The organism is Microbacterium sp. SLBN-146, from assembly GCF_006715145.1.
In the GTDB taxonomy this organism is placed as follows: Bacteria; Actinomycetota; Actinomycetes; order Actinomycetales; family Microbacteriaceae; genus Microbacterium.
In genome coordinates, this window is record NZ_VFMR01000001.1 from 825869 (window position 1) to 848469 (window position 22601).

The window sequence follows — 22601 nt, forward strand, 5'->3', positions numbered from 1 at the left end:
TCATGGCTCTCACGACCGAGCAGAAGCTCCAGTTGATCGAGGCGTACGCCCCGGTGCTGATCTTCCACCCCGACGAGACCTACGTTCCGATCAAGCCGCAGCTCTTCCTCGAGGGCAGCGCGCTGTGGAGAGTCTCGCCGACCGACGACGACAAGGCGCACTGGGGCAAGCCGGCCGTGCACGGCGAGACCTTTCCCAGGGTCGCGAACATCCCCCAGCGGGGCATCAGCCTCGACCCGGGCGCTGACGTGGAGGGCGCGTCCGACGTCGACGGCGACGGCGTGCCGGATTGGTACCTGGGGCACAAACAGGGGGACCAGATCCTGACTTACCTCATCGGCACGGAAGGTACCGAGAACTTCCTCGAGCACGGCTCCTGGATGCACGCGACCGAGGTCACGAAGGACTCCGACAACCGTCTCGCCGACATCGACGGTGCGGCAGCCCGGTGGAAAGAACTTCCGATGTCCTTCGAGCGCACGATGACCGATTGGTATCACGCCGACGTGAGCGAACCGTCGGACATCGAGCGCCTCCTACTGTCCTTCGGCGCCTCGGGAGGAGACGCGGTCGACACTTTGCGCAGGCTGCTGGGCGAGATCTGGGTGGTCTGGTACTACTTCTTCTACCCCGCGCACGAGGGCACTCTGCGGCGATGCGAGTTCTTCCTGGACGGCGGTCATGTCTCCAGCACAGAGGGTGACTGGCACGCGATCGCGGTCGTCGTGCCCCGGCCGTTGACGCTCCCCTGGGAGGCGCCGGGGAACCCCTTCCCGGATCCGAGCCACGTCGGATACAGCGCGCGCCTTCGAGGAGTGAGCAAGTACCTCACTCCCGACCTCGCGACGACCGGGATGTTCATCCGCGAATGGAAGGATGCTTCTCGCCTCGGCCTGCACCCTCGCGCGTTCGTGGCGAAGGGGTACCACAACAACCATCCGCAGCCGGGGTCGCAGCCGCCCGCCAACTTCGAGCTCCTCGGCGTTCCCGTCGAGGAGCTCGGATGCGGACTCCTCGAGTCGTTGCAGGACGTCAAGGAGGACGTCGAGGATTTCATCGACGACCTCGGAGACTTCGCGGAAGGAGCGGGTATCACGATCGCGAAAGCGGTCGCAGGCGCGAGCATCGGCGCCGGATTCCTGGGGATCGGGGCGGCTCTCGGTGCCGCAGCCGGGCTCGCCGCCGGTATCGCGGAAGCACTCGCCGGAAGCGACGACGACGATCGCCCGACTCCCGAGGAGATCGCCGCCGCCGAAGAGGAGCACGCACCGGATCGGGAAGCGGGCTACGGGACCGTCCTCGCACCGGAGGGGCTCGCGGACCCGCTGACGCAAATTCCTCGCGAGTCGGCGACCGAGATCCGACGCTGGCTCGGACCCCCCTCCGCGCGGCTCATCGACTACTCCACGCAACTGTGGTGGCCGAGCAACGACGTCCGCCCGGGCTTCGAGGGGCGCTGGGGCGTCCGCGTGACGGACGACCCCCACGATCTGCGATCGGGGCGCAAGTTCCCCGCGTTCGGCCTGGCTCTCATGAACGACCTCGCGATCGGCTTCGCGAAGCTCCACGGCTGACTGCGCGACGAAAGACGGGCTCGGCCGCGGCGATCTCTTCGTCCGTGGCGATCCGGAACGCCCCGGCTGCTTCCGTCTGCACCTCGCGGCGCCCTTGACCGCGGGTGGCGACGAGGCTCGCGGCGACGGAGACCCCGATGATCGTCGCGACGACGGCCAAGCTGAGCGTCGTCGGGATGTAGAAGACGTCGAGGAGAAGCATCTTGACGCCCACCCAGATCAGGACGAATGCGAGACCGACCTTCAGGTAGACGAAGCGGTGGATGAGGTCGGCGAGGAGGAAGTACATCGCTCGGAGTCCCAGGATCGCGAAGGCGTTGGCGGTGAACACGAGGAACGGCTCGCTCGTCACGGCGAAGATCGCGGGGATCGAGTCGACGGCGAAGATGATGTCCGTGATCTCGACGAGCACGAGCACGGCGAGCAGCGGCGTGGCGACGACGATTCCGGCCTCCCGGATGAGGAACTTCTGTCCGTGATACGCGTCGGTCATCGGGACGAAGCGGCGGAACGCCTTGAGGATCCGCGACTTCTCCGGGTGGACGTGGTCGTTGCGGGAGCGGAACATCCGCCAGCCCGTGTAGATGAGGAACGCCGCGAAGACGTACAGGATCCACGAGAAGTTCTCGATCAGCGTCGCACCGGCGGCGATGAAGATGCCCCGGAACACGAGCGCCCCGAGGACGCCGAGGAACAGCACGCGGTGCTGGTACTCGCGGGGTACGGCGAACGCCGCGAAGATGATCGCCCACACGAAGACGTTGTCGACGGCGAGCGACTTCTCGATCAGGTAGCCGGCGAAGTACTGCTGTCCGAACTCCGCACCCCAGAGCGACCAGACCAGGATGCCGAAGCCGACGCCGAACGCGACCCACACGATCGACCAGACAGCGGCCTCACGGACACCGATGACATGCGCTTTACGATGCGCGATGAGGTCGACGGCGAGCATCAGGAGGATGACCCCGAGGACAGCGAACCACGCCCACAACGGAACGTTCATGACAAAGACCTCCACGAAGATTCGTGAAGGTCTCATCGGCTCCCGGTCTCAACGACTCGAGTGCCCCGCGCACCGGGTCCCCCAGCGGGACCGTCCTGACGATGCGGAGCGAGGATTACTCCCCTTCGAAAGACATTAAACATGTGAAGCATGCTTCACGTCAAGTCGACGTCCGCCCCGTGAAGATCTAGTGGATGTCCAGCAGAGCGCGGATCAGGTCATCCACCGTGTGCGCCGCGTTCGAGGGGTGTCGGAGCGGCTTCTCCGGGTGCACGACGTAGTGATTGCGCCGTCCGCGCTTCTCGCGCTCGAGGTAACCGGCATCCTCCAGATCGTTGAGGATCGTGACGGCCGAGCGGGTCGAGATCTCGACCTTCTCGGCGATGTGCCGCACGGTGGCGTCGTTGTTCGCCGCGACGGCGAGGAGCACGTGCGCGTGATGGGTCAGGAACGTCCACTGGGCCACTCGCCCATCTTCCCAGCCCTCAGAGGACGAGCGCGAGCCAGATGAAGAACGGTATGCCGACGGTCAGGTTGACGGGGAAGGTGACGCCGAGGCTCGCCGCGAGCGGGTACGCGAGGTTCGCCTCAGGAAGTGACATGCGAACCGCCGCGGGGGCTGCGATATAGGACGCGCTCGCGCAGAGGACTCCGAGGACGGCAGCTCCTCCCGTGTCGAGTCCCGCGAACGTGCCCGTGACGACCGCTGCGGATCCGACGACGAGCGGAAAGAGGATCGCGAACGTGACGAGACCGACCGCACCGGTGCGGAGAGCTCCGAACTGCCGGGCGGCATCGATGCCGAGCGCGAGGAGGAACAGCACGAGGGCACCCCGGAAGGCGTCACCGAAGAACGGTTCGACGCCGGCGTACCCCGCCTCGCCGATCAGCGCGCCCATCACGAGGCCGCCGACGAGGAGGAGGATCGACTTGCCCGTGAGGATCTCGTGCACGGTGGCTCCCCACTTCGCATGGCGAGCGGTGTGACGACGGGCCAGCAGCAGGCCGATCAGGATGCCGGGAACCTCGAGCACCGTCAGTATGGTCGCGGCGTATCCCGGCACGGCGATCTGAGCTGATTCGAGAGCGACGATCGCGGCGGTGAAGGTCACCAACGACGTCGACCCGTAGTGGGCGGCCACCGATCCGCGATCCACGGGCCCCAGCGGCGTCAGCACGCGCAGGGCGAGGTAAGCGAGGACGGGAGTTCCGAGTCCGAACGCGATGGCGAGACCGAGAGGCACCGCGAGCGCGGCGGGATCGGTGCCCGCAAGCGCCACTCCGCCCTTCAGGCCGATCGCGAGAAGCAGGTAGATCGACAGCGCCTGCGTCATCGCGTCGGGCACCTTGAGGTCCGATCGCACGGCGACGGCCAGAACGCCCAACACGAAGGCGAGCACCGGCGCGCTCAGCAGGTTGGTCATCGCCGACGAAGCATCCATTCGCTCTCCTCAATGCATGAAGTCAAGTTCACCCATCGAAGAATACATGAAACTTACTTCACCCAATGCGGAGCGCGACAGGCGCCCACTCCCGCCTCGCAGGCACGACGAATACCGCCCGGGTCGGGCACCTCGGGGTCGGTCAGCCGCCGATCCCGACCGAGCGCGACAGGCGCGCGATCTCGTCGGCGCTGAGCTCGAGCTCCACGGCTTTCGCGGAATCCTGGATGGACTCCGCGCGACGCGCACCGGGGATCGGGATGACGTGCGGATCGAGCGCCAGCTCCCACGCCAGCACGATCTGCTGCGGGCTCACGCCGTGGTCTTCACCGACCTCGCGGAAGTCCGAGAAGCGGTCGCCGACACTCCGCGCGCCGCCGCCTGTCCCGCCGAGCGGACTCCACGGCAGGAACGCGATGTCGCGCTCCGCGCAGTACTGCAGCTCCCCGATGCTGCCCGGATGCCGCGGGGAGAACTCGTTCTGCACGCTCGCGAGATTGCCTGCGCCGAGAACCTGTTCGGCGATCTCGATCTCCTCGACGCTCGCGTTCGAGATGCCGACGGAGCGGATGAGGCCCTCCTGCTGGAGGGCCGCGAGCGTCGCCATGACCTCGCCGTAGATCATCCACCGGTCCGGCCGGTGGTACTGGTACAGCTCGATGACGTCGACACCCAGGTTCTCCATCGATGCTTCGACGGCAGCGCGAAGGTAGACGGCAGAGCCGTCGCGTCCCCAGATCTCACCCTCGCTGCGCGTGATGCCACCCTTCGTGGCGACGAGGATGCCGGAGCTGTCCCCGCTCCACGTGCGGAGCGCTTCTGCGACGATCCGCTCGTTGTGGCCCATCTGATTCCATGCGGGTGCGTAGCAGTCCGCCGTATCGATGAAGGTGACTCCCGCGTCGAGCGCGGCCTGCACGGTGGCGACGGCGTCCTCGTGCGACGGTGTCTCTTTGTCATTGTTCATCGACAGCGGCATGGCGCCGAGCCCGATCGCCGATACCTGCCGCCCCGCGAGTGTGCGCTGCTTCATGTGGCCTCCTTGCCGTCGAGTACTTCCAGCCTGCCAGGTCTGCGGGCGCGTGGGACGGGGGTGGACAGCGGCAGATGAAGGACCCGACCGCGGGGGCGCGTCACTCAGCCGGGGGCGTGCAGACCGCCTCGGCGGCGATCGAGTCGTGGAACTGCTGCGGCGTCCAGGGGAGACCAGCCTCGGGGGCGACCTGTCCGCTCGCGGCGGGCGCCTTCGAGGCGATGGCCGCCATCTCCCACGCGAGGTTGCCCGCGGGGGAGGCCCCGTTCGCGGAGTTGTTCAGCACGACGACAACCGTCAGACCGGATTCCGTATCGGAGAAGGCCGCGGTGGCGTATCCGGGGACCGTGCCGTAATTGCCGACGAGGGACCCGAAGAGCACTGCGCCACCGGCCGCGTTCATCCATGAGGGGGCGTCCTGGAAGAACGGCTTCGGGTCGGAGAACCGATCGTCGGCGAAGGCGGACGGCGTCGTGATCCCCGCGGCGAGCGCCTGGGCGTATCTGCCCAGGTCGTGCACGGTCGACACGACCCCCGAGTCGGTGTATCCGATGCTCGCCGACATCGTGGTGACGTCGAGGGGTGCGGCGCAGTTCATCGTCCCGTCTTCTCCGGGAACGGACTTCTGACCGGTGAGTGTGCCGCCGGCACCTTCCGGCGCCGCCGCCTTACCGGACGGCAGCCGGGTGCCGGTCAGTCCGAGCGGTTCGGCGATGTACTCGCGGATCAGGACCGCCGCGCGGTCGCCCATCGCGCGCTCGAGCGCGAGCCCGAGGAGCACGTAGCCGGTGTCGGTGGGGCGGTAGGCGACGCCGGGCTCCGAGACCCGCGGTTGCCCGAGGCCGTAGCTGGCGAGCTCGCGGGGGTTCCACGACCGGGCAGGATTGCTCGTCCACAGCGGGCTCAGCTGGGTCGCGTACGTGCCGATTCCCGACGTACCATCGCACAACTGCTGCAGCGTCACATCGTCGAGATCGGCGACTCCCGAAACCCACTGCGAGACCGGATCGTCGAGCTCGACGAGCCCGTCGGCGGCTGCCCGGTAGAGCAGGTCGCAGGTCATCGGACGTGTGACCTGCGCGGCCCGGAACGCCATGTCGGCGGTGACAGCAGCACCGCCGGGAGTCTGCGTGCCGAGACCCGCGACCCACGAACCGCTCCAGGGTGCCCACACCCCGACGATCGCGCCGGATGATCCCGTCGCGCCCATCGCGTGCGTGACGGCAGCCTCGAGCTGGGTCTGCGTCTCCTCGGGAAACGCTCCCTCGACCTGCGTGCGCTGGTCGATGTCGCCATCCGGCGAACCCGTGCACGCCGCGAGCGCCAACGCAGACGCGAGGGCGACAGCGATCGTCGCGGCGATCCGCCGCCGTGCGGTGCCTCGCCGCATGATCACCCCCCGATGATGGTCTGAACGATTCAAACACACACAGATCACGACAGTGTCACGGCCGACCGTACGCTGGACGATCATGACGCATATCTTCGACGACGCCGTCCGCTCCGCGGTCCTCGGTCACATGAACGACGACCACACCGACGACAACCTCCTCATCGCACGCGCCTTCGGTCAGGATGCCGCGGCTCGGAGCTCGACGATGACGGGCTTCGACGGCGACGGCGGCGACTGGTCCGTCGAGAGCGCCGAGGGTGTCGCGAGCGAGCTCCGCGTGCCGTGGCCCGGGGGCCCCATCAGCGAGCGGGCGGAGGTGCGTCGAGAGATCGTCGCCCTCTACGACGAGGCGTGCGCGCGGCTCGGGATCGAGCCACGCCCGCACGCGTGAGGTCGCGGCATCCGCCGGCGAGAAGTCGGAGTAGGTTAGGGTTCCCTAAGTCCTCTATGCTGTGAGCCATGAGCGATCTCATCCCCTTCTCGACCGCCCTCCGCGAGCGCTCCTCGAACGCCCACGCGGGCAGCGAGCACGCCGGCTTCATGGCCGACCTCGTCAAGGGCGAGGGAACCCGCGAGGACTACATCGCGCTGGTCGCCCAGCACTGGTACATCTACGAGGCTCTCGAGCGCACGGCTGAGCTGATGCGCCGCGACCCCGTGGCATCCGTCTTCATCACCGACAAGCTCACGCGGCTGCCCGCGCTCGAGGCCGACCTGGAGTTCCTCGTCGGACCCGACTGGCGCGACCGCATCGCGCCGCTGCCGACGACCCGCCGCTACGTCGACCGCATCAATGAGGTCGGGGCGACGTGGGCTGGCGGGTTCGTCGCACATCACTACACGCGGTACCTCGGCGACCTGTCGGGCGGCCTCTTCATCGGGCGCCTGATGGCCCGCCGGTTCGGCTTCGAGACGAACGGCATCGGCTTCTACGTCTTCGACGACATCGCCGACCCGAAGGCGTTCAAGGACGTGTACCGCGAGCAGCTCGATGCCGCCCCGTGGGATGCCGCGGAGCAAGACCGCATCATCGAGGAAGTCCTCCTGGCCTACCAGTTCAACACCGACCTCTTCGAGGACCTCTCCGCCGCCAAGTCGGCCTCCGCCGTCGCCTGACGCCCCCACCGCCCGCTGCCGCGCCCGCGCCCGTGCCGCGGCTATCGGGCCCCTCCGCGATGCCGGGCCGCTCCGCGACTGCCGGGCCCTTCCGCGACTGCCGGGCCCCCGCTCGCGGCGGAGACGTCCGTTCGCCGAGAAGACCCAAACCGCTGGGTTTCGAGGCCTAATCGAGCAGTTCGGGTCTTTTCGGCGGAGAGGGCCTGCCCCACCCCGGTGCTCGTCCCTCCCGCGAGAAGACCCAAACCGCCGGAATTCGACCCAGAGGCGAGCAGTTCGGGTCTTCTCGGCAGACGGGGCCCGGGCGGCGGAGGGGGCCGGGGTCAGCGGGAGGGGGGGAGTTCGGGGGTAGAGGCACGGCTGCGGACCGCGGCCATGAAGCGGCGGACGTCGCCGTCGACGCGGATGTCGCTGGGGCGGAGCGGACGCGTCAGGTAGAGGCCATCAAGGGACGTGAGGCGCGACAGCGCGACGTACGTCTGCCCGGGAGCGAAGGCGCCCGACCCGAGATCGACGATGGCGCGGTCGTACGTCTTGCCCTGCGACTTGTGGATCGTCACCGCCCACGCCAGCCGCAGGGGGAACTGCGTGAACTCCGCCACGATGTCGCGCGTGAGCGAACGGGAGCCGGGATCGTACGCGTAGCGGTACTTCTCCCACACCGCCGGCTCGACCTCGACCTCGTCGCCATCCACGTCGACACGGACGGTGCCGCCCGCGATGCGCGTCACGCGTCCGATCGTGCCGTTGACCCAGCGCGGTGGATCGGGGAAGCCGCCCCGGTCGTTGCGCAGGAACATCACCTGAGCGCCCACCTTGAGCTTCAGCTCCGGGTCGGCGGGGTACGCGGCATCCCCCCGCCCGAAGTCGCCGCTCACCTCCGCCATCGCCGTCTGCTCCCGGCCCTTGAGCGCCTCGAGGTGACGACGATTGATGCCGTTGACGATGTCGTTGCGCGTCGCGAGCGTGATGATCGGAGTCTCATCGTCGTCCGAGGGGTCGGGGGGCGTCCGCGCACCGGCGTCGTTGAGCGCCTGGGCGATATCTGCGGTGACGATCCCGTGACGGACGGCGTTGAGCATCGCCTTGAAGTCGGTATCGGACTGCCGGTGGATGTCGACGAGCTCGCGGATGTGCAGGTCGGCACCGTGACGCCCCAGGTCGATGAGCCCGTCCGCGGCCGGCTCGGCCCCGGCCCACACGTGGGCGTCGAAGAACCAGAACGACCGGTAGTGGTCCTGGACGTACCGCAGCTCGTCGCCCTTCGGCGGAACCGGCGCGAGCTGATACGGGTCTCCGAACATGACGATCTGGACTCCCCCGAACGGCTCCGACCGACGGCCGCGCGCGATGCGCAAGGACCGGTCGATCGCATCCATGAGGTCGGCGTTGACCATCGAGATCTCGTCGATGACGAGCGTCTCGATCGCGTTGAGGATCTTTCGCGTGGCATCCGTCTGCTTCTCGTCGGTCGTGCCGATGAGACCGATCGGCAGCCGGAAGAGCGAGTGGATGGTCTGGCCCTCTACGTTGAGCGCCGCGACGCCCGTCGGCGCACACACGGCGATCTGCTTGGAGGTATGCCATGCCAGGTGCTGGAGCAGCGTCGACTTTCCCGTGCCCGCGCGGCCCGTGACGAAGACATGCTCGTTAGTGTCCTCGATGAGCCGGTACAGCGCCTCCTGCTCGGCGGAGAGAGAGGGCATGGTCACCGATTCATGCTAACGAGCGGATGCCGCGGCCCGGCCACCCGCGCGGAGTTCGGGCGACACGATGTCGCCCGGCGTCGACGGGTTCTGAGCGGCACGGGGGAGATTCGTAGACTGGGACGGTGGACCAAGGGGCGGGGGACCAGGGCGCGGACGGCCGCACGGCTCTGTCCGCACTGCCCTCGGCGGCTCCTCCCGTTTCGGCGCCGCGAGCGCTGACACCCCCGCCGCGACGCGCAGGGCTCGCCCTCGACATGACGATGCTCGCGATCGTCGGTGTGCTGCTCATCGCTGCCGTGGCCGCGACGGTGGCGACGCTGTACCGCGAGGTGTACTCTCCGTCGGCCTTCGTCGAGCGCTACCTGTCGATGCTCAGCGATGGCCGCGCCGCCGAAGCGCTCGCCCTTCCGGGGGTGACGGTCGACTCGGCCGACCTGGACGCCGCGGGACTCCCCGCGTACGCGTCGGATGCCTTGCTCCGCCGCGCAGCCCTCGCCTCGCTGACCGACATCGACACCGTCACCGAGGTGGTCCAAGACGCCGTCACGCTCGTCACGGTGACTTATCGGGCGGGGAACGTCGAGGGCCAGACGACGTTCGAGGTCGCGCAGGACGGCATGATCGGTCTCGCCCCGACCTGGCGCTTCGCGACGTCGCCGCTCGCCGTCGTGGATCTCGTCGTCCGCGGGTCGATGAAGTTCGCCGTCAACGGGTTCGAGATCGACAAGAGACAGGTGTCTCCCGACGGCGCCGACGCCGATCCGCTCGCCCCGCTGGCTCTTCTCGTCTTCTCCCCCGGCCTCTACTCCGTTTCGGTCGACACGGCGATCTCGGCCAGCCCGGGCGTCGCGGTCCTGTCCGACAGCCCCTTCGCGTCGGTGCCCGTCGACCTGCAGGCCGAGCCGACGCCCGAGTTCGTCGATGTCGTCCAGACTCGCGTCGACGAGTTCCTCGCGCAGTGTGCGACGCAGGAGGTTCTGCAGCCGACGGCCTGCCCGTTCGGGTTCCTCGTTCAGGATCGGCTCGCGTCGACGCCCCGCTGGTCGATCGTGGACCAGCCCGTCGTGACGGTCGTTCCGGACGGTTCGGGATGGGCCATCCCGGCGACCGAAGCGACGGCGCGGATCGATGTCGAGATCCGGTCCCTCTTCGACGGGTCCGTCAGTACCGTGAGCGAAGACGTGCCGTTCGTGCTGACCGGCAAGATCGCGATCCTTCCGGACGGTACGGCGACGATCACGGTCGGCGGTCCCGACGGCAGATGACGGATGCCGCGGCATCCGCCCTGCTCAGCGAACCTGACGTGCGTCCTGCTCGGCGATCTCCGCGAGCCGGGCGTTGTACTCCTCGAGCTCGGCGTCGCCGGTGCGGTCCGCGTGGCGGTCACGTCGCTTCTGGATCCGCTCGTCGGAGCGACTCCACTGGACCGCGACGACGATCGCGAGGATCAGCGTCGGGATCTCGCCGACCGACCACGCGACGCCGCCGCCGACGTACTGGTCCTCGAGCGGTGTCGCGCCCCACGTGCGCCCCATCGAACCGAACCACTCGGCGACCATGAGCCCGGACTGCATCATGATCGCGATGCCGAAGAACGCGTGCATCGCCATGACGCCGATGAGAAGCAGGAGCCGGCCCGCGTAGGGCAGCCGCCACGCGACGGGATCGATGCCGATGAGCGTCAACACGAAGAGGTATCCCGTGAGCAGGAAGTGCGCGACCATCCACTCGTGGCCCAGGTGATCGTAGAGCGACCACCGGAAGAGGTCGGTGTAGTAGAAGACCCAGAGCGACCCGATGAAGAGCCCCGCTGCGATGAACGGGTTCGTGAGCACGCGCGCAACGGGTGAGTGGACGGCCCAGAGGATCCACTCGCGACCACCGCGCGTCCCGTCGTCCCGCTTGCGGATGGCGCGCGCGGCGAGCGTGACGGGCGCCCCGACGACGAGGAGCGCCGGGATCGCCATGCTCAGGAGCATGTGGCCGATCATGTGGATGCTGAAGAGGTAGTCCTGGTAGACGTTGACGGGTCCGGCGGTGACCCACAGCAGCAGGAGCAGTCCTGCCGTCCAGGAGATTCCGCGGAGCACGGGCCAGCGGTCTCCGCGCGTGCGGAGGCGCGCGAAGCCGACCCAGTAGAAGAACAGACCGAATCCGACGGCGAACGCCCAGATGAGGTCGACGTTCCACGACGTGAACCACCGTTCGAGCGTCAGTTCGGGTGGCAAGGGTGCGCCCGTGAGCACTTCGGCGGGAGTGGGGACGGGCGGAAGCGTCCTCGCGACGGGCGGGGGCGTGCGGGCGAGTGCCGCGGCGGCGCCGCTCGCGATTCCCATCAGGGCGAGCTCGAAGGCGATGAGGCCCCAGAAGACGCGTGACTGCGCGTCTTGCCGCATCCGACCGATGAGGCGCCGCCGGTACATGGCCCCCAGGGCCCCGATCAGGACGAGCGCGACGACCTTCACGATGAGGATGACACCGTAGGGCGACGCGAGCGCCGAGAGGTTCAGAAGTCCGAGTGCCGCCCGCACGGTGCCGCTGATGGCGACGACGAGGAACGCGACGAGCGCGATGCTCGAGTAGCGTTCGAGCATCGCGGCGACGGACCCGCGGTCGAGGAGCGGACGGACCAGCACGACGAGGATCAGTCCACCGAGCCAGACGGCCGCCGCGATGATGTGGATGATGAGGGCGGTCATCGCCTCGTGGTGGAACGCCTCTTCGCCGGAGTGACCCTGCGTGCCCATCGGCACGAGCGAGGCGATGGCGAGCAGCGCGATGAGGAACGTCGGCGTCCAGCTCCGGACGGCGAAGGTCAGCACGGTCAGGATCGCCGCGGCGACGGTCGTGATGAGCCACACACGCCCGACCTCGGTCTCGACGAGGAATCGACCGAGCTGCGCGCCGAACTCGGGGCCCGCGTCGAGTGCGGGGTTGAACGCGTCGACGAACGTGAGGAAGCCCGTCGTCGCCGCCGACACCGTGAAGACGGCAGCAGAGACGGATGCCGCATCGAGCGCCGTGTCGAACGATCGCTCTCCTGCCTTGAGGGTGAACAGCGCCGTCACGAGGACGCCGACGACACCCGCGGCGGAGATGTTGACGAAGAGCTTCGCGATGGGAAGACCCCACCGGGCGAAGGGCCCGGGGTCGGCGATCGCGAGCGGATCGGCACCCCCGCCGAAAAAGAGCCCCCAGACGATCGCCGCGAGCGCGGCCACGACAAGGATCGTCGGGCCGGCGGCCCGCAGGAGGCGGGGGTTCACTCCTCTACCTTATTGGGCAAGGAGAAGGGGGATGCCGCGCATTCGCGGCATCCCCCTGTCAGACCTGAGGGTCGTTACTTGACCGCTGCCTTGAGCTTCGAGCCGGCGGTGACCTTGACGCGCTTGCCCGCGGGGATCTTGATCTCTTCGCCCGTCTGCGGGTTGCGGCCCGTGCGAGCCGACGTCTCGACCTGCTCGAACGAGATCCAGCCGGGGATCGAGACCTTGCTGCCCTTGGCGACGGCCTCCGAGACGGTCGAGAAGAGCGAGTCGAGCACGCCCGAAACGGCGGCCTGGCTCTGGCCGGTTGCGCTGGCGATGCTCGCGACGAGCTCGGTCTTGGTGATGGACTTGTCAGCCATTGGGTTGTCCTCCAAGGCGGCAGGTGCGCCGCCCCTATTGCTGGGACCGGTTGGCGAACGCCCCCCGGCTGGTCGGATCGACCGCCTCGACTATAGCCAGGATCCGCGGAATTCCGCGGATTTCCGACCACATTCGGCGTCATTGCACGGCGTGTCGGGGGCGGATGTGACAAAAGGGGCCCGTGTGAACCCTCCGCGCGGCATCCGACTCACGACCTGCTCGTCGCACCCGCGACCCGACTGCCGCGTCGAGACCGGGCATCTCGCCGAGACACAGCAGCACGCAGCCCTGTTTCGGCGGGATCCTCGGTCTCGGCGATGGATGTGCCCGCACGGGGATGCAGAACGGCCCGGGGTTCCGAAGAACCCCGGGCCGTTCCTGTGCTGTGGTGCTTACCAGCTCGACTTGGTCACACCGGGGAGCTCCCCACGGTGGGCCATGTCACGGAAGCGGACACGCGAGATGCCGAACTTCGTCAGGACACCGCGCGGGCGGCCGTCGATGACGTCACGCGAACGCAGACGCACGGGCGACGCGTTGCGGGGCAGCTTCTGGAGGCCGACGCGAGCGGCTTCGCGCTCTTCGTCGGTCGAGGTCGGCGAAACGAGCGCCTTCTTCAGCTCTGCACGCTTCGCGGCGTAGCGGTCGACGACCACCTGGCGCTGCTGGTTGCGCGCGATCTTGCTCTTCTTGGCCATGCTTAGCGCTCCTCTCGGAAGTCGACGTGCTTGCGGATGACCGGGTCGTACTTCTTCAGCACGATGCGGTCGGGGTTGTTGCGGCGGTTCTTGCGCGTCACGTAGGTGTACCCCGTGCCGGCGGTCGAGCGCAGCTTGATGATCGGACGGACGTCCTGTGCTTTCTTCGCCATTAGAGCTTCACACCCTTCGCGAGGAGGTCCTTGACGACGGACTCGATGCCGCGAGCGTCGATCACCTTGATGCCCTTGGCGGACACGTTGAGCGTGATCTTACGACCGAGCGACGGGACGAAGTACGTCTTCTTCTGCACGTTCGGGTCGAAGCGGCGCTTCGTCCGGCGGTGCGAGTGCGAGATGTTGTGACCGAAGCCGGGAACTGCTCCAGTCACCTGGCACACTGCTGCCATAGTGATGTCTCCTTAGTACCGTGGAGCCGGACGGCCCCACCCAAGATCCCTTGTCTGCACCCGCGTTTCATGCACCCATTTCAGGGTGAAATGAGGGGAGCGGATACGAACTGCGTGCTGGAGTGCGCGCAGACAAAGAGTCAGTCTAGCACGGCGGTGCTCGCGGCTTCGGCGCCGCGGCCCCAACGGAAGGGCGAGACGGTCGGGTCGCCCTCGATCCAGAAGCGCCAGGGGAAGACAGCGGTGCCGGCCGTCCCCGCGACACCCACGCGGGGCCCCGCCGCGATCGCCGCGTGGGGCTCGTCCCGCAGCCAGAGACGCGCGACCGCGCCGTCCTGCGCGGACCCGTCGACGGCGTCGAGCCCGTCGTGGATCGGATGCCGCAAGCCGACCGCCGACCCGAGTCGCCCCGGGCCGCGCGCGAGCTCGCGCGGTGTGCGAGCGGTCGGACGGCGGCGGAACGCGGCATCCGTCCCTTCGACGATCTCGCCCGCCCGCAGGAGCACACCACCGGCCGTGCCGGCGGGACCGCACACGATGTTGACGCACGAGTGGATGCCGTGACTGAGGTACACGTACAGGTGTCCGGGGTCGCCCCACATCGTCGCGTTGCGCGGGGTCGGCCCCATGCGGGCGTGGGAGCCCGGATCCGCCACGGTGCCCGTGCCGCGTCCGTGGTAGGCCTCGACCTCGGTCAGCCGCACGGCGACCTCGTCGCCGTCGACGATCGTGCGCAGGATGCCGCCGAGGAGGAGAGGTGCGACGTCGACGGGGAGCGCCGCCAGCTCGGGCCGGCGAGCGGGATGAAGGCTCATCCCGGGGGGACCCGGCACCACGAGATGTCGAAGCCCGCGAGCGCCGTCACCTGTTCACCCGTCGCGATGTCGACGACGCGCGTCTCGAGGCGTTCCGGCAAGGGCATCGTGTAGCCGTCGTAGGCGTTGTCGACGGCACCCGGTGCGACGAGGAGGGCCGCGTAGCGTCCGCTCGGCGCGACGCACGTCTGTACGAGCGCGTCGGCGGGGTCGATGTCGGCGACGACGGAGTCCGTGCCGTCGTCCGCCACGTACGCGACGGTGATGCCGAGCGCGCGGACGCCGCTCTCGTCGAGCTGCACGATCGTTCGGAGCGTCCCGCCGCCCGGGACGGGGACGACGTCGCTCGGGATGCCGATGTCGGCGGTGGGCTCCACGAGAGGAGACTCCGACCCGTCGGTCAGGTCGATCACCGTGAGCGACTCGAGTCGCTCGACGATCGCCGAGGTGCCCGCGATCCCGTCGATCGCGAGCGCCGTCCCGAGGAGCGTCGCCGCGCCGCCGTCGGCGCCTGTCAGCAGGAGTGACCCGTCGAAGCCGAGCAACAGGATGCTGTTGGTGTCGGGCACGAAGCGCCAGTCGGCGATGCGGGGATCGGAGCCCTCGACCTCGATCGGCGTCGGTGTGGCATCCGGTTGCGATGCAGAGGCCGTGAAGAGCGCGCTCTCGAGGCCGCCGTCCTCGCCCAGGTCGGCATCCGTGAAGGTGTAGCCGATGGTCTCTCCCCGATCGGCGGCCTGGAGTCCCGTGATGGTCCCCTCGTCGCCCGGCAGCGGCAGCTCGCGCGCCCCGCCGCCCGCGAGGTCCGTCACGATGAGCGCAGGACGATCGTCCTCTCTCACCGACACGACGAGATGGGATGCCGTCGCCCGGAAGTCCTCGATGTGGGGATGCGTGAAGACGGGGGTCGCCGACTCCCCCTCGAGGTCGGTGCGGAAGATCGTGTCGCCGTCGGCCGTCGCCCGCTGCAGCAGGTGGAGCTCGAGAGCGGGGGTCTCGAAGGTCTCGACGACCGCGGTCTCCGGTCCTCCGCCGAGGCCCTGGAGACCCTCGATCGACACCGTGTACCGCGTCTCGTCCCAGAGCGGCAGCGCGAAGCGGATTCCGACGCTCCGCCCCGACGTGTCGACGGCGAACGGAACAGCGGGTTCGACCGTGACCTGCGACGCATCCACGGGCGCGAGAGACTGCGTCGTCGTCACGATGAGCCGTGAGCCGGATGCCGTGACGGCGGCCTCCGGATCGACCTGGACACCCGTGATGCGCGGACCCTGAATGACGCCGATCGCCGCAGCCCCGGCGCCGACGAGCGCGAGCGAGAGCGCCACGAGGCCGAGCGTCGTGAGGAACGCGCGACCGCGGCGGGCACGAGAACGCCCCCGACGAGTGTCAGTACTCATAGGGGTCACCGGGCTCGTCGATCTCGGCGATCTCGTCCGCCGAGATCGACAGGCGTCCGTCCTGCGTCGCGCGGACCGTGCCGGTCACCGTCACCCACTGGCCCGTGTCGGCAGCGGCGGCGGTCCCCCCGTCGACGGACACCGGCACGCTGGCCGACTGCGCATCGATGACGCAGTGCGTGATGACGAGCCGCGTCAGGGCGAATCCGTCGTCGCCCGGAGTCACGAAGCCCGTGAGCGTGACGGGCGTGCCGTCGAACGCGTCGGGATTCGTCGCAGTCGCGAAGACGGCAGACCACTCCCCCACGCCGAATTCCGCCGTGTCACCGGTCGTCGCAAGGCTCACGACGTCCGCGCCGGCGAAGAGGGGCGGCGCCCCGACGTCGCGCGACATCGCGAGTTCCGCGCTGAGCGAAGCGGGCGGGAGGACGAGCGTGAGGACGGCGATCCCGGATGCCGCGACTCCGCCGACGACGGTCGCGGCAACGCCGAACGGACTGAGCCGGTGGTGGTCGTGGGGGGTGGCGTGGTCGTGGTGGGTGGCAGCCGCGTGGGGCGTCGCGGCCGCGGCATCCGGTGTCGCGACGGGCACGATGTCGTGACCGTGGTCGGCCTCGGCCCCGAGCGGCAGAGCGAAGGTCGCGATCGTCCCGATGAGGATCACGACGGACATGCCGACGGCGAACCACGCCGACGAGGGGTTGATGTAGAGGGCGAGTCGGTCGGTGACCGTCAGGACGATCGTCACGACCGCGATGATCGAGGCGAGCCCGACCCCGAGCCAGCGGGTGCCGAGAGAGCGAGTGCGCGAGTCAGCCAATGAGGTTCACCACCGCTCCGATCGCGAACGCCGACAGCACGACGATGACGACGATCCCCGCGAGGGCGCGCGTCGTGAAGGTCGTGCGCAGGAGGGCGAGCATCTTGACGTCGACGAGCGGGCCGACGAGGAGGAACGCGATGAGCGAGCCCGGCGTGAACGTCGACGCGAACGAGAGCGCGAAGAACGAGTCGACGTTCGAGCAGATCGAGACGATCATCGCCAGGGCGATCATCGCGACGATCGACAGGGCGGGGTTCGACCCGATCGCGACGAGCGCCTCACGCGGCACGAGCACCTGCACGGCGCCGGCGAGGGCCGATCCGATGATGAGCGCCGGCATGACGGCGCGGAGTTCGACGACGAACTGCGCGAGGGTGCGACGCGTCTTGCCGTTCCTGCCGCCGCCCTGCTCCGCCTGTTCGAGCGAGAGGGCGCACGTGTCGCGGAAGCGGTCGGTGAGGAGGGCGTCGGGCGAGGGATGCCGCGAGTACAGCCATCCGATGAGGTTCGCGATCGCGTAGCCGCCGAGGAGGCGGGCCACGAGGATGCCGTCGTCGAAACCGAACGCCTGGTGCGTCGTGATGATGACGATGGGGTTCACGATGGGAGCCGCGATGAGGAACGTCATCGTCTCGGACACGCTGAAGCCGCGCATGAGGAGGCCTCGTGCGAAGGGCACATTGCCGCACTCGCAGACTGGGACGAGCATCCCGAGGAGCGACAGCACGGCGCGGCGCGCCCACGCGCGTCGGGGGAGCCACCGCTCGATGACGCCGGGCGGAATCCACACCTGCACGACGATCGACAGCACGACGCCGAGGGCGACGAAGGGAAGGGATTCGATCAGGACGCTGACCGCGAGCGTCAGTCCGTCCTGCGCGCGGGTGGGGAGGGATGCCGGGAAGAGCGTCGGCGCGAAGGCGTCGATGGCGAAAAGCGCCGCGACGATGGCCGCGCCCACGCCCATCCACAGCAGGGCGCGCGCCCGCGCGGATGGCCGGGGTTCGGCATCCGGTGCGGACGGACTCCGTCGGCGCGAGGCGCGCGGCGCCGACGCGAGGGTGTCAGTCCCCGGCACGCTCACGGTTCCGGGACGTGCAGGCGGCGCACAGTCCGAAGATGTCGACGACGTGCTCGGCCTCGGTGAAGCCGTTCCGCTCGGCGGTGCGGCGGGCCCAGGCCTCGACCTCGTCGGCCTCGATCTCGACCGTGAGGCCGCACGAGCGGCAGATGAGGTGGTGGTGGTGTCCGGTCGTGGAGCAGGCCCGGTAGAGCGCTTCACCCTCGGGGCTCTGCAATGAGTCGGCCTCACCGACCGTGGCGAGTCCCGCGAGGGCCCGATAGACGGTGGCGAGTCCGATGCCCGTGTTCTCGTCGCGAAGGGTGGCGTGCAGCGTCTGGGCGCTCACGAACCCGGACGCATCGGCCAGGGCCTCGCGCACGCGTTCGCGCTGCCACGTGTTTCGCTGGGCCATGCCGGGGAGTCTACCGGCGCGCGCTGGACGCCGCCCGGGAGCCGCCCCCGCGGCATCCGCCCCACCGCAGCCGCCGAGCCCGAGCCCCAGGTGCCGAGCCCGATGCCCCCGGCGCCGAACCCCAGGCGCCGCGCTGGGCCCGATGCCCCAGGCGCCGAACCCCAGGTGCCGAGGCCCAGGTGCCGAGAAGACCCGAACCGTCGAAAGTCGCGCCGGATCGCAGCAGTTTGGGTCTTCTCGGCGGAAGGGGGGCCGAGCGGACGCGGGCGGACGAGGGGCCGAGCAGACGCGGGCGGACGCTCCCTCGCCGCCGACTCGCCCAGGTGCCGAGAAGACCCGAACGGTCGAGGATCGCGCCCGATCGCAGCAGTTTGGGTCTTCTCGGCGGACGGGGGCCGAGCAGACGGGGGCGGACGCTCCCAGGAGCCGCGGGTCAGGGGGTGCGGGTGACGCGGCCCTGGCGGGAGCCGACGATGCGGCAGACGAGGTAGATCGCGAAGGAGATCGTCGTGATGTAGGGGCTGACGGGGAGCGTCCCCATGATCGCCAGAAGGATGCCGCCGACGGCCGACACCAGACCGAAGGATGCCGCCAGGACCGGCACCGCGACGGGTCCCGACGCGATGCGCATCGCCGCGGCGGCCGGCGTGACGAGAAGCGCCATCACGAGGAGCGCGCCGATGATGTGGACGCTCACCGCGACCATGAGCCCGAGGAGCAGCATGAACCCGAGCGACACCGCCGTCGTCGGCACGCCGCGCGCCGCCGCCGACTGCGGGTCGAGCGAATCGAACCGCAACGGACGCCAGATGACGAGGATGCCGATGAGGACGAACGCGCTGATGCCGATGAGCCACCCGAGCTGCGCCGTCTGCACCGACACGATCTGCCCCGTGAGAAGACTGAATCGGTTGGCACTTCGACCGTCGTAGAGCGACAGGAACAGGATGCCGAGACCCAGACCGAACGGCATCAGGACGCCGATGATCGAGTTGCGATCGCGGGCACGAGCTCCGAGCCAGCCGATGATCGCGGCGGCGATGAGCGAGCCGACGATCGAGCCCGTCACGACGTCGACGCCGATCAGGAGCGCCGCTGCAGCCCCCGCGAACGAGAGCTCGCTGATCCCGTGGACGGCGAAGGCCATGTCTCGCTGCATGACGAAGACGCCGATGAGCCCGCCGACGAGCCCGAGCACGGCCCCCGCGATGACGGAGTTCATGACGAGCGCGAGGATGTCGGCGTAGTCGGGGAGGCTGCCGAACATCGCGTCGGCGATGTCCGCCCAGTTCATGCGTGCTCCTCGTCGTGATGGTGGTGCGAAGTCTCCGCGTCGGGAGCGCCGACGACGACGAGCCGATCTCCGGCCCGCAGCACGAAGACGTGTGCGCCGTACAGATCGGTGAGGACGTCCGAGCGCAGGACGTCGACGGGCTTGCCGAGCATGAAGCGGCCGTTGGCGATGTAGAGGATGCGGTCGACCTTGCCCAGCAGGGGGTTGATGTCGTGCGTGACGAGGAGCACGGCGGCATCCGTCTCTTTGCGATGCCGTTCGAGAAGCCCGATGATCGCCTGCTGGTTCGCGAGGTCGAGACTCGTCAGTGGCTCGTCGCAGAGGAGGAGCCGCGGGTTGTCGGCGAGCGCCTGCCCGACCCGGAGCCGCTGCTGCTCGCCGCCCGACAGCACTCCGACCGGACGATCGGCGAACTCGCGCGCGCCGACCGCGTCGACGAGGGCGTCGATCCTCGCCCGGTCGCCCCGGCGCGGGAACGGGAACCCGAAGCGGTGACCGTCGACGCCGAGGGCGACGAGGTCGCGGCCGCGCAATGACGTCTCGCGGGCGAGCGGGCGCTGCTGGGGGATGTATCCGACGTGCCGGTTGCCGCGGTGGCGCACCTCGTCGCCGAGCACGCTGATCGAGCCGGCGCTTAGGTCTTCGAGACCGAGGATTGCCCGGAGGAGCGTCGTCTTGCCGGTTCCGCTGGGTCCGAGGATCGCGATGAGCTCACCGGGCTCCACCTCGAGATCGAGACCCGACCACAGTTCGCGCCCACCCCGGCGCAGCGCCGCGTCACGGATGACGAGCGGAGACGTCACCCCTCCAGGGCGCTCTCGAGCGCCTCGATGTTCGACTGCATCCACGAGAGGTAAGTCTGGCCCTCGGGGAGCGTCTCTGCGAACTCCACGACCGGAATCGACTGCGCCTCGGCGTCGTCCAGGATGGCGGTCGTCTCGGCGCCGCCCGTCTGCGAGTTCGTCACGACGACCTTCACGGTGCCACCGTTCAGGAGGTCGAGCGCTTCGAGGAGCGTCGCGGCGGGTACGTCCTGGCCCTCCTCGACGGCTTCCGTGAAGGCCCCGGGGGCGACGTTGACGAGGCCCGCGGCCGAGGTCAGGTAGAGCGGAACGGGCTCGGTCACGAAGATCTCGGTGCTGCCGTAGTCGGCGTCGAGGCTCGCGAGCGACGCCTCGAGTTCTTCGATGCCCGCCTCGAACTCCGCGAGGTTCGCCGTGAACGTCTCTGCGCTGTCGGGAGCGAGCTCCGTCAGCTCTTCGGCGATGGCCTCCGCGACGTGGACGACCGTGTGCGGGTCGTACCAGACGTGCTCGTTGAAGCCCTCGACGTGTCCGTGGTCGCCGTGATCGTGGTCGTGATCGTCACCCTCGTCGGCGTGGTCATCGTCGGCGGCCGGGGTCGCGGCATCCGCCTCGTCGTTACCCTCCTCTTCGTGGCCCTCGTTCTCGGGCCAATCGTGCGAGTATTCCGCCGCCGTGATGACGTGCGCCGTCGATCCGCTCGACTCGATGAGCGCATCGACGAACGAGTCGTAGCCGCCGCCGTTCTCGACGATCAGGTCGGCGCGCGAGATGAGGAGCTGATCCTGCGCGCTCGGCTCGAACGAGTGCGGGTCCTGCGACGCCGACGCGACGATCGACGTCACATCGACAGCGTCGCCGCCGATCGCTTCGACGATCTGCCCGTACACATTGGTGGACGCAACAACCGTGACGCGGTCGTCTCCCGGCGCATCGGTCTCGCTGCTATCGGATGCGGACGCGCAGCCGGCGAGAGCAAGAACGGATGCCGCACCGAGAGCGGCAGGAAGGAGGAGACGTCGGGATGCCATAGGCCCAGGCTACCGCGAGTGATAATCGTTCTCAAACCGGCGTGGCGGAGGCTCGAAGGCCTATCCGCCGAACTCGCCCATCGTGATGAGCGGTGTCTGGTTCACGTTGCAAGTGCGGCTGATCTCGGCCATGATCTCGTACCCGGCCGCGGTGATCGCATGACCGACCTGCCGGCCGGGATCGCTGACGACGGACTCGAGCGCCCCGAACTGCTCACGGAGCTCGGACTCTGCGTCTTCGACCAGTGCGCGGAGCCGCGGCTCGGCGCCAGCAATACGCGCAGCCCACTCGTCGGCATCAATGGCCTCGTAGTAGGTGTAGCCCATGTCGGCATTGGACAACTCGCTAGATACGGAGGCGAAGGCTTCGCAGTCTGCCTCGATGGCCGCGTCGTAGGGAAACTCTTCGGCCGAGAACGTGGGCGTCGCTGTCCAGGCGACGTCGTCCGGAAGAGTAACGCCGAGCGTATGCCCCGTCCGGTCGGTGATCGGCCAGGCGAGTGTGGTCGCTCCTTCGCACGAGCCCTCGACTTGCGCTTGTCCGAGCGCCATCGAGTCTCCGACCTCGACGTAGAACGTCGCCCCACCGGAGCATTCGAATTCGATAGCGATCGATCTCGCCCCTTCGGCGAGCGCAAAGTCGACGCCGGGATACGTGGTCGGTCCCACTCCCGACACGGTCTCGCCCTTCTCGAAGGACACCGTGCTCGGTGACTCCGTAGGCGTGCTCGAGGCCGCCGGGGCCGCATCGCCGTTCGACGTACAGGCGCTGAGAAGCAGGATGAGCGCTGTCGCACCGACGGCCAGGACCCCCTGCGGTGCGTAACCGACTCGTTCTCGTCTCCTCATGGCGGCAGCCCGGCCCTCTCGTCGCATCAGCGGGGAGTCGACGGGACACCCCGCCTACTATGTAGTCGTCTGGGGAGGGCGATTCCTTACAGGTGCGGCACGATC

General features: G+C 68.8%; 24 protein-coding genes. 4 read left to right on the forward strand and 20 right to left on the reverse strand.

The window, feature by feature from the left end:
- Positions 1 to 2: 2 nt before the first annotated feature.
- Positions 3 to 1574: a hypothetical protein gene (locus tag FBY39_RS03500; protein WP_141930273.1), complete on the forward strand. Its 1572-nt coding sequence runs from the start codon at positions 3 to 5 to the stop codon at positions 1572 to 1574.
- Here FBY39_RS03500 and FBY39_RS03505 read toward each other — a convergent pair.
- From FBY39_RS03505 to FBY39_RS03525, 5 genes are all read right to left on the reverse strand, one after another.
- Positions 1531 to 2577: a TerC family protein gene (locus FBY39_RS03505; protein ID WP_141930274.1), complete on the reverse strand. Its 1047-nt coding sequence runs from the start codon at positions 2575 to 2577 to the stop codon at positions 1531 to 1533. The two genes, FBY39_RS03500 and FBY39_RS03505, sit on opposite strands and share 44 nt — an antisense overlap.
- Positions 2578 to 2764: 187 nt before the next feature.
- On the reverse strand, positions 2765 to 3043 hold the full coding sequence (locus tag FBY39_RS03510; protein ID WP_141930275.1) for a helix-turn-helix domain-containing protein: 279 nt from the start codon (positions 3041 to 3043) through the stop codon (positions 2765 to 2767).
- A 19-nt stretch (positions 3044 to 3062) separates the two neighbouring features.
- Positions 3063 to 4019, reverse strand: coding sequence for a sodium-dependent bicarbonate transport family permease (locus FBY39_RS03515; protein WP_141930276.1), 957 nt, complete (start codon positions 4017 to 4019; stop codon positions 3063 to 3065).
- 142 nt (positions 4020 to 4161) lie between these two features.
- Complete coding sequence (locus FBY39_RS03520; RefSeq protein WP_141930277.1) at positions 4162 to 5052, reverse strand: aldo/keto reductase; 891 nt, start codon at positions 5050 to 5052, stop codon at positions 4162 to 4164.
- Positions 5053 to 5152: 100 nt separating this feature from the next.
- On the reverse strand, positions 5153 to 6442 hold the full coding sequence (locus tag FBY39_RS03525; protein WP_141933848.1) for a serine hydrolase: 1290 nt from the start codon (positions 6440 to 6442) through the stop codon (positions 5153 to 5155).
- Positions 6443 to 6524: 82 nt separating this feature from the next.
- Between FBY39_RS03525 and FBY39_RS03530 the strand changes: the two genes are divergently transcribed.
- Both FBY39_RS03530 and FBY39_RS03535 read left to right on the forward strand, forming a co-directional pair.
- Entirely contained in the window at positions 6525 to 6836 is a 312-nt protein-coding gene (locus FBY39_RS03530) for a DUF2470 domain-containing protein (RefSeq protein ID WP_141930278.1), read from the forward strand.
- A gap of 68 nt (positions 6837 to 6904) precedes the next feature.
- Complete coding sequence (locus FBY39_RS03535; protein WP_141930279.1) at positions 6905 to 7561, forward strand: heme oxygenase (biliverdin-producing); 657 nt, start codon at positions 6905 to 6907, stop codon at positions 7559 to 7561.
- 323 nt (positions 7562 to 7884) lie between these two features.
- Here FBY39_RS03535 and FBY39_RS03540 read toward each other — a convergent pair whose 3' ends face one another.
- The gene (locus FBY39_RS03540) at positions 7885 to 9273 is read right to left on the reverse strand and encodes an ATP-dependent RecD-like DNA helicase (RefSeq protein WP_396652241.1); all 1389 of its coding nucleotides are present in this window, start codon (positions 9271 to 9273) and stop codon (positions 7885 to 7887) included.
- A 119-nt stretch (positions 9274 to 9392) separates the two neighbouring features.
- Here FBY39_RS03540 and FBY39_RS03545 point away from each other — a divergent pair, with 119 nt between their 5' ends.
- Positions 9393 to 10535: a hypothetical protein gene (locus tag FBY39_RS03545; RefSeq protein WP_396652242.1), complete on the forward strand. Its 1143-nt coding sequence runs from the start codon at positions 9393 to 9395 to the stop codon at positions 10533 to 10535.
- A 24-nt stretch (positions 10536 to 10559) separates the two neighbouring features.
- Here the strand turns inward: FBY39_RS03545 and FBY39_RS03550 are convergent, their stop codons facing one another.
- The 14 genes from FBY39_RS03550 to FBY39_RS03615 form a co-directional block, all read right to left on the reverse strand.
- Entirely contained in the window at positions 10560 to 12536 is a 1977-nt protein-coding gene (locus FBY39_RS03550; protein ID WP_141930280.1) for a cytochrome c oxidase assembly protein, read from the reverse strand.
- A gap of 74 nt (positions 12537 to 12610) precedes the next feature.
- Positions 12611 to 12898 carry an HU family DNA-binding protein gene (locus FBY39_RS03555; RefSeq protein ID WP_141930281.1) on the reverse strand — a complete coding sequence of 96 codons (288 nt, stop codon included), beginning with the start codon at positions 12896 to 12898 and terminating at the stop codon, positions 12611 to 12613.
- 393 nt (positions 12899 to 13291) lie between these two features.
- Positions 13292 to 13597 (reverse strand): 30S ribosomal protein S14, encoded by a 306-nt coding sequence (rpsN, locus tag FBY39_RS03560; RefSeq protein WP_141930282.1) that lies wholly within the window; start codon positions 13595 to 13597, stop codon positions 13292 to 13294.
- 2 nt (positions 13598 to 13599) lie between these two features.
- Complete coding sequence (rpmG, locus tag FBY39_RS03565; RefSeq protein ID WP_018173550.1) at positions 13600 to 13770, reverse strand: 50S ribosomal protein L33; 171 nt, start codon at positions 13768 to 13770, stop codon at positions 13600 to 13602.
- Positions 13770 to 14006 carry a 50S ribosomal protein L28 gene (gene rpmB / locus FBY39_RS03570; RefSeq protein WP_018187658.1) on the reverse strand — a complete coding sequence of 79 codons (237 nt, stop codon included), beginning with the start codon at positions 14004 to 14006 and terminating at the stop codon, positions 13770 to 13772. Before rpmB ends, rpmG begins: the two co-directional genes overlap by 1 nt.
- Positions 14007 to 14146: 140 nt before the next feature.
- Positions 14147 to 14821 carry a DNA-3-methyladenine glycosylase gene (locus tag FBY39_RS03575; RefSeq protein ID WP_141930283.1) on the reverse strand — a complete coding sequence of 225 codons (675 nt, stop codon included), beginning with the start codon at positions 14819 to 14821 and terminating at the stop codon, positions 14147 to 14149.
- Positions 14818 to 16221 carry a hypothetical protein gene (locus FBY39_RS03580; protein WP_141930284.1) on the reverse strand — a complete coding sequence of 468 codons (1404 nt, stop codon included), beginning with the start codon at positions 16219 to 16221 and terminating at the stop codon, positions 14818 to 14820. The genes FBY39_RS03575 and FBY39_RS03580 overlap by 4 nt, the downstream gene beginning before the upstream one ends.
- Positions 16211 to 17041: a TIGR03943 family putative permease subunit gene (locus tag FBY39_RS03585; protein WP_141930285.1), complete on the reverse strand. Its 831-nt coding sequence runs from the start codon at positions 17039 to 17041 to the stop codon at positions 16211 to 16213. The genes FBY39_RS03580 and FBY39_RS03585 overlap by 11 nt, the downstream gene beginning before the upstream one ends.
- On the reverse strand, positions 17034 to 18011 hold the full coding sequence (locus tag FBY39_RS03590; protein WP_141933854.1) for a permease: 978 nt from the start codon (positions 18009 to 18011) through the stop codon (positions 17034 to 17036). Before FBY39_RS03590 ends, FBY39_RS03585 begins: the two co-directional genes overlap by 8 nt.
- 97 nt (positions 18012 to 18108) lie before the next feature.
- Positions 18109 to 18519, reverse strand: coding sequence for a Fur family transcriptional regulator (locus tag FBY39_RS03595; protein WP_141930286.1), 411 nt, complete (start codon positions 18517 to 18519; stop codon positions 18109 to 18111).
- A 433-nt stretch (positions 18520 to 18952) separates the two neighbouring features.
- On the reverse strand, positions 18953 to 19813 hold the full coding sequence (locus FBY39_RS03600; protein ID WP_141930287.1) for a metal ABC transporter permease: 861 nt from the start codon (positions 19811 to 19813) through the stop codon (positions 18953 to 18955).
- Complete coding sequence (locus FBY39_RS03605; protein ID WP_141930288.1) at positions 19810 to 20616, reverse strand: metal ABC transporter ATP-binding protein; 807 nt, start codon at positions 20614 to 20616, stop codon at positions 19810 to 19812. Before FBY39_RS03605 ends, FBY39_RS03600 begins: the two co-directional genes overlap by 4 nt.
- Entirely contained in the window at positions 20613 to 21647 is a 1035-nt protein-coding gene (locus tag FBY39_RS03610) for a metal ABC transporter solute-binding protein, Zn/Mn family (protein ID WP_141930289.1), read from the reverse strand. The genes FBY39_RS03605 and FBY39_RS03610 overlap by 4 nt, the downstream gene beginning before the upstream one ends.
- 60 nt (positions 21648 to 21707) lie before the next feature.
- Positions 21708 to 22496, reverse strand: coding sequence for a hypothetical protein (locus FBY39_RS03615; protein ID WP_141930290.1), 789 nt, complete (start codon positions 22494 to 22496; stop codon positions 21708 to 21710).
- Positions 22497 to 22601: the final 105 nt, after the last annotated feature.